This is a genomic window from Paenibacillus sp. FSL M7-0896, assembly GCF_037975415.1.
Classification (GTDB): Bacteria; Bacillota; Bacilli; order Paenibacillales; family Paenibacillaceae; genus Paenibacillus_AQ; species Paenibacillus_AQ silagei.
The window spans coordinates 3,647,191-3,660,449 of sequence record NZ_CP150250.1 but is presented as its reverse complement, the minus strand read 5'-3'; the positions used below and the strand labels follow the sequence as shown (position 1 = coordinate 3,660,449).

12 protein-coding genes are annotated in these 13,259 nt (G+C 54.5%); all 12 read right to left on the bottom strand.

All coding sequences use genetic code 11. The features are described 5' to 3' along the window. Window positions 1–9: 9 nt before the first annotated feature. Genes MKY12_RS15400 through MKY12_RS15345 form a run of 12 tightly spaced genes read right to left on the bottom strand, consistent with a single transcriptional unit; the run spans window position 10 to window position 13,053 of the window. A complete protein-coding gene (locus MKY12_RS15400) occupies window positions 10–1,281 on the bottom strand; it encodes a hypothetical protein (RefSeq protein ID WP_339314482.1) in 1,272 nt (423 codons plus the stop codon). Further along, window positions 1,278–2,564, bottom strand: coding sequence for an ATP-grasp domain-containing protein (locus tag MKY12_RS15395; protein WP_339314480.1), 1,287 nt, complete (start codon window positions 2,562–2,564; stop codon window positions 1,278–1,280). The genes MKY12_RS15400 and MKY12_RS15395 overlap by 4 nt, the downstream gene beginning before the upstream one ends. Then, window positions 2,561–3,373 carry a sugar phosphate isomerase/epimerase family protein gene (locus tag MKY12_RS15390; protein ID WP_339314878.1) on the bottom strand — a complete coding sequence of 271 codons (813 nt, stop codon included), beginning with the start codon at window positions 3,371–3,373 and terminating at the stop codon, window positions 2,561–2,563. The genes MKY12_RS15395 and MKY12_RS15390 overlap by 4 nt, the downstream gene beginning before the upstream one ends. A 46-nt stretch (window positions 3,374–3,419) precedes the next feature. Next, window positions 3,420–4,412 carry a hypothetical protein gene (locus MKY12_RS15385; protein ID WP_339314478.1) on the bottom strand — a complete coding sequence of 331 codons (993 nt, stop codon included), beginning with the start codon at window positions 4,410–4,412 and terminating at the stop codon, window positions 3,420–3,422. Between the two features lie 4 nt (window positions 4,413–4,416). Then, window positions 4,417–5,559 carry a hypothetical protein gene (locus MKY12_RS15380; RefSeq protein ID WP_339314476.1) on the bottom strand — a complete coding sequence of 381 codons (1,143 nt, stop codon included), beginning with the start codon at window positions 5,557–5,559 and terminating at the stop codon, window positions 4,417–4,419. Continuing rightward, the gene (locus MKY12_RS15375) at window positions 5,556–5,813 is read right to left on the bottom strand and encodes an acyl carrier protein (RefSeq protein ID WP_339314474.1); all 258 of its coding nucleotides are present in this window, start codon (window positions 5,811–5,813) and stop codon (window positions 5,556–5,558) included. Before MKY12_RS15375 ends, MKY12_RS15380 begins: the two co-directional genes overlap by 4 nt. Then, on the bottom strand, window positions 5,797–7,341 hold the full coding sequence (locus MKY12_RS15370) for a class I adenylate-forming enzyme family protein (RefSeq protein WP_339314472.1): 1,545 nt from the start codon (window positions 7,339–7,341) through the stop codon (window positions 5,797–5,799). Before MKY12_RS15370 ends, MKY12_RS15375 begins: the two co-directional genes overlap by 17 nt. After that, window positions 7,338–9,134 (bottom strand): ABC transporter ATP-binding protein, encoded by a 1,797-nt coding sequence (locus MKY12_RS15365; protein WP_339314470.1) that lies wholly within the window; start codon window positions 9,132–9,134, stop codon window positions 7,338–7,340. The genes MKY12_RS15370 and MKY12_RS15365 overlap by 4 nt, the downstream gene beginning before the upstream one ends. Then, complete coding sequence (locus tag MKY12_RS15360; RefSeq protein WP_076075025.1) at window positions 9,121–10,494, bottom strand: glycosyltransferase family 4 protein; 1,374 nt, start codon at window positions 10,492–10,494, stop codon at window positions 9,121–9,123. The genes MKY12_RS15365 and MKY12_RS15360 overlap by 14 nt, the downstream gene beginning before the upstream one ends. Then, window positions 10,457–11,404 (bottom strand): DUF6005 family protein, encoded by a 948-nt coding sequence (locus MKY12_RS15355; RefSeq protein WP_339257086.1) that lies wholly within the window; start codon window positions 11,402–11,404, stop codon window positions 10,457–10,459. Before MKY12_RS15355 ends, MKY12_RS15360 begins: the two co-directional genes overlap by 38 nt. Before the next feature lies 1 nt (window position 11,405). Continuing rightward, window positions 11,406–11,912: a phosphopantetheine-binding protein gene (locus MKY12_RS15350; protein ID WP_339314466.1), complete on the bottom strand. Its 507-nt coding sequence runs from the start codon at window positions 11,910–11,912 to the stop codon at window positions 11,406–11,408. Beyond that, the gene (locus tag MKY12_RS15345; RefSeq protein ID WP_339314464.1) at window positions 11,905–13,053 is read right to left on the bottom strand and encodes an AMP-binding protein; all 1,149 of its coding nucleotides are present in this window, start codon (window positions 13,051–13,053) and stop codon (window positions 11,905–11,907) included. Before MKY12_RS15345 ends, MKY12_RS15350 begins: the two co-directional genes overlap by 8 nt. Between the last annotated feature and the right edge of the window lie 206 nt (window positions 13,054–13,259).

The following is a 13,259-nucleotide window of genomic DNA, read 5'->3' as shown; positions in this document are numbered from 1 at the left end:
GCTCACTGATTAGGTGGATAGCCAGCTCACATCATTTAACGTACCGTCAGGGCGGAGAATCACTTCCTTCGGAAGAGCATGAGACAGAAAATGAACATTGCCGCAGGTTAAGCCATATGCCCCCATATGGGGAAACGCGATCCAATCCCCCGGCTCTAGAGGCGGGAGCATGACACTGCCTTGCAGCACATCTGCGGGAGTGCACAATTTACCGCAAACATTGTAGGAGATCCGGCCTTCTCCTTCACCGGATTCGTATAGCCTGCGCTCCCCCGCCTTCCAAAGCTGAAGAGGCAGCGGCTGTTTGAAGCTTCGTCCCATCAGGCTGGAAAAAGCCCGGTGATGGGTTCCCCCATCGATAATGGCGAAGGCTTTGCCTCTGGAGAGCTTGGTGTACAGCACTCTGACCGCATAAATCCCCATCGTTGCGGCAATCCGCCGCCCTGATTCTACGAATACCATTTCCAATTCCAGATCCCGGTTGCGCTCTAACTCCCCGGCAAGATACGCTCCGAAGGCTTCGACAGGAAACGGCTCATCGCCTTCAAACATGGGAACACCGAAACCGCCGCCGAGCCCTAAGCATCGAAGCTGCAGGCCGAATTGGTTTCGCACCTGCCGGGTGAGACCGAACATCATCGGAACGCTCTCCCGATAAAAGTCGAGGTGAAAATTTTGCGTGCCCTGATACGTATGCAATCCGATCAGCTCTAGCCCTTCAAGGTTAATGGCGGTGTGCACCGCTTCATTAATTTCACTGTCGTCGATGCCAAACTGGGAGGCAAGTCCGACCGATGACATACGCGAGCCTTTGGCTCCAGTAGACAAATTGACCCTTAACATAACAGGAGCAGTAATACCAAGCGCAGTAGCTTCATCGTGAATGACGAATAGCTCCGGGATGGACTCCGCATTAATCGCGTAGATCCCATGGCGAAGCACATGATGAATCTCGTCCGCGCTTTTGCCCGGTCCGGTAAACACGATGCTGTTCGGATGTACCCCGTTAGAGCGGGCAATCTCATATTCCCCAACCGATGCGACTTCGATCGGCGAACCCCAGCCGTTGATGAGACGGCATACCTCCGGATTGGGGTTGACTTTCATGGAATAATATAGCGTCACATCCTTGGGTAAAGCGTCTCGCAGCGAAAAATAATCGGAGGCCAGCTTTCCCTCGTCATATACATAAACGGGTGATCCAAACGGCTCGGCTGCTTCCAGCCAAAAGGGTTGGCCCACTTCCTGCTGATTAGACAGTTGTTGTGAAACCATAGTCATATGACAGCTCCCCTCCATTCCATGATTGCTTCCTCCAGCCCTTGACGGGCAAGCTTCTCAGCTTCATCGTCCACACCCCAGCTCAGAGCCGAGACCCTGCAAGGCCGGATACGGTCTGCCGATTCCCCATCACGGTGGAAACCATACACGAATGCCCCACCTTGTTCGGCAGAGATCCTTATCGAGGTCACCTTTTCGGCAAATTCTGCAAATGTGACTCCAGGGTGGAGCTTGAAATCATAGGATTGAGTCTCCATTCTAGGAAACCCGCGTTCAAGCAAGTGCTTGCGGATCTTCAGCAAATACGTGACCATGGTCAGACGGGCGTTGATCTCAATAACCGGTATTAAAGTTCCGTCTTCATCCAGTATGGAGTCTACCCCAATGAAACCCTCGTAGCCCCGGGAATGTAAAGATTTCCCTAGCTGTTGCAACTGTTCGGTATAAGCCACGATCAAGGATTCAGGCAGGTCCGGGTGCAGAAGGCTCCCCCTGTAAACGCCTGCATCCGTAATCCTCTGCTCGGTCATAGCCAGGATCTCGCAATCGGTTCCCCCCAGCCAGAGCTGTGCCGTCAGATGGCGCTCGACCGGATGCCAGCGTTCCACCGTCACCACCGGTTGCCCGCCTCCCCGGGAGATCTGCCTCTGTAAATATCCGAGCAGCGTCTCCAAATCCGCGCCCCGATGGATATGGAACAGCGCTTTGCCGGAAGAACCGTAAGCGGTTTTTACAACCAGCCGGGCTCCAGGATGCCGTCCCTCCAACTCGGCGCAAGTACGGCGGATCGCGTCAAGCCCCTCGCATATCCTGCCGTCGCTGACTGGAAAGCCGATTTCTTCGCATAATTTACGTGTTGCGATCTTGCTGTTCAGTTCCACGGACAATCGGGCTGGCGGGCCGATCCAGCTCCCTCCGCTTTCCTTGAGAAACTGCTCCTCCTGCTCGTCCATCAAGTAAGGAACAGCAATCCGGCTGCGAAACTCACCGGTATATTCAGACCGTGTGCCAATCGCGATGGATGGCATGATTATCTTTTCTTCTTCCAAATAAGCTAGGAATTCAGGATCTGGAGCCTCTTTCAGGAGAACAAGATCATCCCGGTCAGCCAAATAAATCTGGTAGAGATCCATTTGCGATACGAGTCGATCTCCGGACGCATTGTTAATATGGGGTAAGCGAATCTCTTGAGCGGCTTTTCCTTGTTCCCAATTGATATTGGAGTACCAGAGCTTCGGTGCGCGCGTTCCGGTCAGATGCTCCACATAAGGTGCGTTATTCATGTTCCCGTCACCTCCACTTTCCCCAGCTTGAGATTGGACTCCAGCCCTTTAAGCCAGCCTAGCTCCGACTTTAAGATTTGAAAGGGTACGGCTCCGAACCATTCCAGAGATACCGGGGCCTGGGTATTGTCCAAGATAAGGCGCTTCATGATGGCTTGGCAGTCCATTTCTCCATCGGCCAAGGATACGATACCTCTGCGGCTGCCGCTCGGAGAATATATATTGTCAGGAGAGAATACTTCGAGCCATTGCCGGGATTCCACATTCTTCAGATGGATATTGACCATCCATGGCTTCAAGCGTTCGTAGGCGGCAAGGGGATCAGCACCCGATTCCCAAATGTGCAGAAAGTCCAAATTCAGCTTCAAGGCAGGGTGGCCGGTTTGCCGGAGCAGTTGAAGTGTGGACTCTAAGCCGTCGGCAGCGGTTCCCGGATGAGTCTCAACCACGGTATAGACCCCTTCCCTCTCTGCTGCGGTGCAGAGGATTTTTAGACGTTCGGTGCAAAGCTCCCAGTCCTTCTCATCAAGAGATTGACTGCTCAGGCTTCCGGCGAAAATCCTCAGCTTATTGGTGTGGAACGCTTTGGCCGCCTGTACGGTGTCCTGCCATTCCTTAAGCAGAACGTCCATTGGGAGATTCCCCATGAGAGGGATATAATCGCTCAGCATGTTGATCTCGAGCCCGTAGCTGAACATTTCATCCAGCATACCTCCCAGCTCCTGTCCCCGTTGGCGAAGCAAAGCCTTGGCATGCACGCCCCACAGTTCTATACCGTTGAAGCCCGTATCAAGAGCATAACGAAGCAGCTCCTGGAAGGATACCAGCTCGTGCCGAAAAGAAATCGTGCATAGATTATACTTCAGTCAGATCACCGCCTATTCCATTCATCCAGGCCAGGAATTGAAGTTCCGCATCCCGAATCTCCCGCAGCCTGGCAAGAGCTGAGCGTAGCAGCGCTTCGTCCCCGATGTTTTTGCGGTATTTCACAAGTATGAAATTCAGTGTCGTCCATAACTTCACGATCCCGCTGATCCGGTTCGTCCCTTCCAGCACCTGCCCCTTGTCCATCACGCCCAGCCCGGTAAAGCTCTTCCATATGGAGGAGCGGAGCTTGGTTATGGAAGCAATGCCGATCGAGTTCTGGCTCAACCAGTTCGACGTTTGTTCCGGGCTTAAAGCTAGAGATTCCTGCAAATCCCGGGCAAAGCTGTCCAATGCGGCGGTACCCGAACTGTATTGAGAACGGACATACATTTCGTAGTTTCGCTTGGCTGCATAGGCGAAGATATCACGCTTGCCGGGAGACTCGAACCCCTTCCCTTCTAGATCCGGCTGAAGCTCGTAGTAAATGATTTCCTCCTCTCCCGGCTCCGCCGATGCCCGCATAAGCTCTTCACCGGTCAGGAAGCCGTTGAAATCGACAATGGGATCGAATACTCTGAAGGCGTTACGCACTTCATCGAAGCTGTCTGCGAGGATATAATGCTCGAATCCGCTCTCCGCCATGCCCAGCATATGGGGTGGGAAAAAATCCAGATCGGATGGGCGGCATTTCACTACCGCACGGGTCCCTGACTGAACAGACTGCTTTAGCGCCTCAGGTCCAGTTCCCTTGTAAACCAGATGGATGCCGTACAGAAAGGGCAAGCTTTTGTTCAATCGCACATGCTGGCTCGCCGTAATAATGCGCGAGACATAATTGACATTCCAGTAATCCAGCAGAAACAGATCAGGGTTGGCCCCGGACCGGTATAAGTGGGTCAGGATGCAGGAAGCTGCACATTCCATCGCCGCCAGCTTCAACATTTCCGGCTTGGCAGCCGGCGTATCCGTATGAGACGTCATCTCTTCATTCTCCTTCTTCATTTGAGGAAATACGGCAGACAAAGGACGGTATTTTGCCGCTGACAGGATCGGCTTCGAGCCTTGAGACGGTTTCTATGGACAATTTCACCGGCTTGCCCGCCGCTTGGTGAAGAAAAGCGGATAACTTGGTCTGTACGTCCCCGAACTCGCTTGGCGGGGCTTCAGTCGCCAGCGAGACGGAAAAAGAGGTGTACGTATTCTGTACGATCTGAAATTGACGGACTCCTCTGGCTGCAGCAAGCTCCCAAAAAAACTTGTCCAAATACCGGAAGACGGCAGAATGCACCTGCGCTCCAGGCAGCCGGATCTGGGAGGTTCGGACGGGAAGCAGCCCAAGAAGGAGACGGCCGGTTTCAGGGTCCCTGCGTATACTTCCGATATCCCCTGTCCGGTAACGGACATAAGGCAGACTCCTCATGATCAGCGAGGTGACCAGCACTTCGCCGAATTCCCCCTCCTCTACATGGAGTCCGGAGGCCGAATCGATAATTTCCACATATACGGAGGACTCATCGATTTCCAGTTGGCCGCTCTGGCTGGCGAACGCGATACACCAGAACTCTTCCAGTCCGTAATAGTCTACGCATGGAACGCGGAATACCTCCTCGATCCGTTCTTTCTGGGAGCCATGCAGCGTTTCGCCCCAGTTCTGGGTAAACAGGAGGGAAGACGGCAACGAATATCCCTCGTCACGCATATATTCGGCCAACGCGCAGAGAGCGGAAGCTCTCCCCTGGATAAAATGAGGATCTTCCCTGATCATCAGCTCTGCATAATGTCTAAGAGACCTGGGCTCCGCCAGCAGACGGTTGCTCAGCAGCAGCATCCGGTGCCTGAGCGGCAGCCCCCACTTTTTTCTATGCTTATACAGGGTCAGTGAGAGCTTCCATATCTCCTCCGGGGTTTTCACGCAGCGCAGCGGCACTCCGGTAGTTCCCGAGGTGAACGATTCGATCACCCGCCCCGCATCGGGATGTTCGAAAAGGGCGCGGTTGCCTGCGATTAAGTGTTTGTCTGTAATCGGCAGCTGATGGAAATCAAAGTCCGCATAAGGGTTATAAAACGGATAAGTCCGGCGCAATTCGTCGGCCAGCTCTTGCAATTGGCCCGGGGTGAACACTTTCATGAAGCCACCTTGCGTTCTACAAAATGCAATACGGCCTGGACGCTTCGGAACGATTCCGGGCGAATATCGTCCACATCCAGCTCAAAGCCGAATGTATCCTCCAGAGCCGCCAGAAGCTCCAGGATTTGAATGGAGTCGATTCCCAGATCATCTACCAAGGCATGGTCCAGCTCGACCTCGCTTGTTAGCCTCTTGGCCACAGCGGCTATCGTATCTCTCACCTTAAAGATTAGATCTTCATGCTCGATGGACATGCTCTTCCTCCTTCACCATAGATTTCAGGGCTTTGCGGTCCAGCTTTCCGCTGGCTGTTCTGGGCAGAGCCGTAACGAAGCGGAATTCCCTGGGACGCAAGGCCGGGGATAACCGCTTTACGCACCAGGCATGAAGTTCCGAGCTGCTGACAGGCTCTGTGGAAGCTTCGGATACGACCACGGCAATCAGACGATGTCCCCATTGAAGGTCTTCTACGGCCGACACAGCAGCGTCCGCCACCCCAGGCAAGCTTAATAGGACGCTTTCGACCGCTTCCGGATACACCGTGTGTCCCCCGACAAGGAGAGCGTTATCGCTTCGCCCGGTCAAGTGCAAATATCCATCCTCGTCCAGATACCCGGTATCCCGGGTATGCAGGCCGAGGGGGCCTAGGATCTCGCGGGTGCGATCCGGATCGTCATAATAGCCGATCATCACATTCGGCCCTCGAACGACCACCTCCCCACTCTCTCCTGTTGCCGCCTCCCTTCCGTCCTGAACGATGGTCAGCTCGACGCCGTTAATGGGTATCCCGGCGGATTGCGGCTTCGTCCTCAACTGCGCGTAGGGCAAATACGAGACGCGCGGAGAGGCTTCGGTCAGTCCATAGGAGGGCGTCAGCCGCACGTGAGGCAGACGGTCAGCCAGACGAAGCAGCATGACGGCAGGCATCGGGCCGCCGACAATGAGCATCTGCCGAAGCGTGAGCAGATCCTCCGCCGACCATTTGGCGGAATGGATTAGAGGCAGGATCGCAGATGGTACAGTACATAAGAAGGTCACCTTGTTCGTACGGACGCACTGGATCATCTCGAAGGGATGCACGAAGCCCCCGCTTAGCACAAGATTGGCTCCGGAGGCCATGGCAGCAAACCATTCCCCAACAATGGTCGAGCAGTACCCCAGTGACTTCGAGAGCAGAACGATGTCCTTGTCGCACAGAGACGTGTAGTCCAGGATTGCGTCCACATTGGACAGCATGTTGTGGTCGCTCAGCATGATACCCTTCGGCTCTCCCGTCGAACCGGAGGAGAGGAATATCATACGCGCGGCCTCTGGCGGCGTGTACCGGCGTACCGGCCGCGGAGCGGCGCTGATTCCTGCAACCGGTCCGCTTGCCATACCTGCATACAGGCAGAATGGCAGCTCTTCCCCTTGCATGTTCCATTCCGCAAGGATTGGAAGCTTCTCTTCCGAGACGAACACAGCTTCGGGTTCAAATTTGCGGATGAGGCGAAGCATGTCCTGTCCCGGCATGTAGCTGTGGATGGGGAGCGGAATGCCTCCCGCCAGAATGACTGCCCCGATGACAGCCAGACACTCCGGCGTCGGAGCCATCCAGACGGCCCCGATAAAGTTCGGTCGCAGCTGCTCCTGCTTCAGCCGTTCAGCGAGCAGGTCCATGCGGTTTCCGAGTTCCGCATAACTTGTCCAATCGGACTCGCCGCTTCGTGCCGCGTAAGTGATTCCCCGGTCATGCCTTCGTGCACGTTGAAACAATTCCCTGAGGGTGCCTGTGCCATTCATACCGTAACCCCCTCTTTATGAGATGCCTGTCCGGCCACAGATGTATCGCGTTCGAAGGTCGATGCCATAGCATAATACTCAGGCGATTGCTTCATGAGCTCTTCGTGGTCGCCTTCCGCCACCAGACAACCGTTCTCCATCACCAGAATACGGTCCGCGTTCATAATGGTTTGCAGGCGATGGGTGGCTACCAGAACCGTCTTGCCCGCCATGACGTGGCGTATGGAATCCATGAGTTCACTCTCCGTAAGCTGGTCCAAGGCGGAGGTCGGTTCGTCCAGGATAAGAATATCGGGATTGTGCAAGAGGGCACGCGCAATAGCCAGCCTCTGCCGCTGTCCGCCAGACAGCTGGAAGCCTTTATGGTCAATCTTCGTGTGGAGTCCTTCCGGCAGTTGATCCAGCAGAGAGCCGAGCCGCGCATTCAGGGCTGCTTGCATGACCAGCTCCTCCGTTGCGTCCAGCTTCCCGACAGCAATATTTTCCATAAGGGTACCCCGGAACAAGTAAGGCTCCTGGAACACGATGCCAACCTTGCGGCTGATCGCGCTGCGGGTCATCTCCTCCAGATTCTGTCCGCCGATTCGAATTTCACCTTCGAGAACGGGCATCATCCCGATAAGCGCCCGGAAAAGGGTGGATTTCCCAGACCCGCTTCGCCCGACGAAAGCATACACCTTGCCCGGAGACAGCGACAGGGATAGATCCTTCAAGATTTCCGTTCCATCGTACCCGACGCGCAGACTGCACACCTCGATATCGGACGGCGTTCCTTCAAGCTGAGGCTCCCTTGCAGGCGAAGCCTGCTTCCTCTCATTTTCCGAATAGAGATCGATCGGGGTCTGGATGAATTGCTCGATTCTGCCCATTGCAACTTCCGCGCCTTGAAGCTCTCTGAAAAAGTTGTTAATCTGCTGTACCGGATTCAGAGCGTTTTGCAGATAGGTTACGGAAGCAACCATCATGCCAACAGTCATAACTTGGTCAAGCACCTGGTAGCTGCCAATCCAATAGATGGCAGCCAGAATCAGGCTAATCACGAAACCACTGATTTGAAACGACATGACGGCATACAGCGTTTCCCGGGTGCTGGCCTTCACCAGCCCCTTGTACATCGTTTCATTCCGCTTCCGTTCCCATCCCTCTAGTCCTAAAGCCCGGATTTCCTGCGAGCTTTCGATCGCTTCATAGAGATAGGCTCCGATCTCTTCATTGTGGGTTCGAACGTCGGACGAATAACGCACCACAGCGTTGCGGAACAGCCCTGGCACCCATAAGAGGAAGGGGATGCTAAGCGTCGCAATGATGCCAAGCCGCCAGTCCATATAGAACAGGATTCCGAGGGATATCAGCATCATAAACAGCTGTGAGGTAATCTCGACCAGAATGTGATTGAGGAAATTACCCATCGTAGCTGTATCCATCCCGAGCAAGGCCGTGAATTTCCCGGGTCCTTGCTTCTGAATTTCCGGAATGGGAATCTGCCGGACATGCTTCAACAGCTCGTCCCGGATATCCAGCATATTACAGATGCCCAGATAGCGGAACAGACCTACGCGGATAAACAGGAACACGATGGAGAGAACACCTATTCCCAAGGAAAGGCTAAGCAGCGGGACAATCAGCTCACGGTTTCCTTCAATCAGCACGTGGTCGATCAGATAGGCGAAGATTAAGGGCTGAAGCATGACGAGTCCCAATTGCAGGAACGTGCAAACATAAGCGATCAAGGTTAAATTCCATTTGATCTTCACGTAGGGAGCAAGACGTCGGAACAGTTTAAACGTGTGCATGATGGTTCCTCCCGGCAAAATGTTGAATAAGCGGCTTCACCCTGCGCATCCATTCCTCCGTGTCACCGGGCGGCTGCCAATCCAGAACCGACAGCGGCGATTCACTCAAACAGCCTGTCGCTTCCAATAAGCTGCAATGATAGATTTCGTTAAGCGTTCTCATAGAAGCTTCCAGCAGGGCGGTCTCCTCCGCCTCACCCGCTATCTGTCCAAGGGGAGCATTCAGGAGCCTCCTGATCTGCGGCATGATGGTTCGATAGTCGTACATTAGAGCGTTGCGCCGCGCGCCTTGCGAGAGATTGCCGTGAAACTTCTCATCCAGCAGAACCTCGGTGCAGCAGCGAACCAGCTCGTCCAGATCGATCTTAGGATGTTCACCGGACCAGTCTACCTGGACAAAGGAACCGTCCTCGCCGTCAACAAGCAGCTCCCGGAAACCGTCCCAGTTGGTGCAGACCACAGGAAGACCGTGGGCTTTCGCTTCCAGGAGGTTGAAGCCAAACGTCTCTCCCGGATCGGTGGAGAGGTTGACTAGAAGCCTGGATTCCCGGAACAGGCGGTCTTTCTCACTCCCGTGGACGGGACCTGTAAATTCCACGGCTTGCTCCAGTCTATATTTCGCTACGATGGCTTCAAGCCGTTCTTGATACCGGTCAGCTTCCTGCACAGCCCCCGTATATTCTCCGGCAATCGTCAATACCGTGTCCGGGACACGCTGCTTGATTTCCGCCATAGCCTCTAAGAGCACATGAATGTTCTTTACCTCTTCCAGCCGGCCGATGGATAACAGACGTTTACCGGCAAGCGGCCGAACCGGCTCCGCGGCCAGCAAGGTGTCGATGCATAACGGGATCTTATGGGCATGCGCATACCGGGGGGAGAGATTAACCAGCGCCTGTCTGCAAGATTCTGTACTGGCAAGCAGCACATCCTGTTCTGTAATCCAAGGCGCACAGGACAGCCAGGTTGTCAGCCAACGGGCGGATGCGACGGAATGGGCGATAACCATGAAGCGAAGCGGAAGCTTGGCGAAGCTCCGGACCAGCATCAGGAAAGGCATGAAATAAGGAGCGTTCACATAAAGCGTATCGATTCCGTATTCCTCGCATAAGCGGGCCAGCCGCTCCGATGCTTGCGGAAGTGAAGACATCGGCTGCTTGGAGAATTGGCGAAGCGAACCCCCGAAGATCTTGGCAAAGCGCACCGGCGGAATGCGGATGAGCTCCGTATATTCAGCCAGGTACCCTGTCCATTGGTCATCAATCACCCGTTCGTTCAACCGGGGGGAATGGCCGTCGAAGCAGCCCACCCTAGGTCTGCACTCAGCATGCAAATCGAGGTTTCCAGCGGTGATAGACATCGGTCAATTCCTCCTTCAGCTGTTGCTCCGTCCTGTGCAGCTGCTCCACCTTATCCACCAGCAGTCCGATTTCCCCGGTTCGTCCCGGCATGGACGTACGGATCGCCAGGTAGGCGAGCGTGCTCCACATTTTTATGAAGCCTTCCAGCTGCGCCTGATACAGCTCCGTACCTTGATTAAGCGCTTCCGAAAAATATTGATACAGCAGCCCGTAGCTGTATTTGCGTTTGGAGAGGATGCCGAGCTGGGATACAGCATCCTTCAAGGCCCCGGGCGGATACATATCGGGCGACTCCACCGTCTGCATAATCCTCCGCCTCACCGTGCCGGTTAGCGACCGTTCACCCGGATCGGTCTCGATTGTATCCTCGAAGATTCTCGCCACCTCGTGAGCGTCCGGCGCATGGAGCCATTCGGGATGAAGCAGCAGTCCCCCGCCCAGCTCATTGCTTAGAAAAGCATCGTGTACATGGCTCGCGGCCACTAACCCTTCCCACTCAAAATAGCGGTCCAATACCACGAATTGATCGCCCCGCATTCCGTGAACGATGACAAAATGGGGCTGATGCATGGTTTGAAACGTTCTTTTTTGATAAGGCATATGAAACAGGTCGAGCTGTACCAAAACAGGAAGCTCCGGATGACGCCGCAGGACCTCCAGGAACTTCTTCAGGTTGATGAGCTTTTCGGCCCCGTAATCATACCACTCCACGGCCCCTTCCCCGTACAGACGGGTGAACAGCTGTAAATATTCGGACGGGGTGATGTCCGCTGAGAAATAGGTCAGCTTGCCGTCCTCCGTAACGCTGAATGGCGCGTCCCAAGCACCGATATAGAGCGGACGTTCATCCCATCCGGCTTGCTCTAAGCCATAACCGAGTCCGTTCAGAAAGCAATGGGCTTGTTTCACGTCAACCCCCGGTTTGAACGGCCCGTTTGGCCAAGATGCGTTGTGAGATCAAGCGCGCGGTGGCGAAGTTCTCCTGCAGAAGCTCGTCGTCCTCGTAAAAAATCTCGTACTGCTGTTCAATCTGCATCATCAGGTTGACCAGCAGCACCGAATCCACGCCTGCATCCTCCAATGGGGAGTCCCCGTTCAATTCCTCCGCCAGCTCCGGTCTGGAGGTCAAATCGGCCACCCGGTCAATCACGAATTGTATGATGGGCTCCCCCTTAAGGGCATGGATGAAATCGACTAAAGAACCGACCGTTTGGAAGACGGCGGGATCCAAATCCTCCTCGGGAACAGTTACGTTGAACACTTCCTCGATGTAGACCACCAATTGGAGTACCATGATCGAATCTACGTTTAAGTCTTCGTACAGCCGGTCTTCCTCTTTAATGACGTCCGGGAGAGCGAGCTCCAATTGTTCGGACATGAGCTGCCTCAATTGAGATACCGTTTGTTCCTTATCCATGAATACCATACTCCTCCTCTACCATTTGTTTTCGCATAACCTTCCCTGTGCTCGTCTTCGGAATATCCTCCGTAAAAGCAATAAAGCCCGGAACTTTATAAGCAGGCAGAAACCGCGCGCACCACCTCTTCACCTCCTCCTGAGACAGCGCATCGCCCTTCCGGACAATTCGGGCTTTGACAGCCTCCCCCCAAACGGGATGCGGAGCCTTGTGCACGACAGCTTCCTGAACGCCGTCCAGCCTTCGGATGACATCCTCCACCTCGGAGGGAGCTACCTTCAGTCCTGACACATTAATCAGATCATCCATCCGGCACTGAACATGAAGCCTGCCGCCCGACCAATAGCCCATATCTCCGGTATGAATCCGGCGTCCGCCTGTGGCAAAGATGATTTCATCCGGCTGCTCCCGGGTTCCGGGCCTTTCAATTGCCATATGTTCCAGCAAAATCCCGGCATCCGTGGAATCGGAGGGCCGGTCGCCAAGCGAGATGCAGCCCGCCTCAGAGCACCCGTATTGCTGGATCACCTCCACCCCTGCACCCCCAAGCCTGTTCAGCAGTTCTGCAGACATCGGGGAACCAGAGGATACCAGCTTTCTAAGAAGCACCTTCTCTCTCATCAGACTGAGCAGAATTTGAAAGAGGAAGGGCACCGCATACACCACATGGCGATCATGCTGCTGCATGAGATGCAGGGCGAATTTGGGGTTCTTGTCCGTCACGATAACCGGCTCTACACCGCGCTTAAGTGCGGAAAGCGTGCCTGTGATGAATCCGAAGGAATGGGATACGGGCACCAGAATGATCGGTGTATCCTCCCCGCTGCAGGGCAGCAGCTTGTTGTAGGCCTCGATTTCCATTTGCACATGAGACCAAGACCGTTCCACTAACTTGGGAGCGCCGGTCGTGCCGGAGCTGAATTGAAGCAAGGACGGCTCCCCGTTAATCCGATCCAGGCGTGAGTGCAGAGGGTGAAAGACGGTGCTGCCTCCTGCGTCGGTCAGCAGACCCGTACAGCCTGCGTCATCGGCTTGACTGAGAGCGGTTTCAATCGGGGTGTCGCCGTTTATCAGAAGCACCGAACCCTCATTCCTAATAATCAGCTCCGTGGCGGCCAGAATATTCGCCGGCTCCTTCATGCATACAGCTGTCCGCCGTTCCTTCCAAACAGAGGAACCCAATAATGCGTATATCGCGTTTATTCGACGTTCCAGTTCATGCTGGTCATAATGTTCTTTATTAACAATGAACATGGGGTCTCCTTTCCCATGAGATTTTTTTACTTCTTTGAGTATTTTCGCCACATAACGACGTTTTCCTTCCCTTGTATTCAGGATTGCTAAAA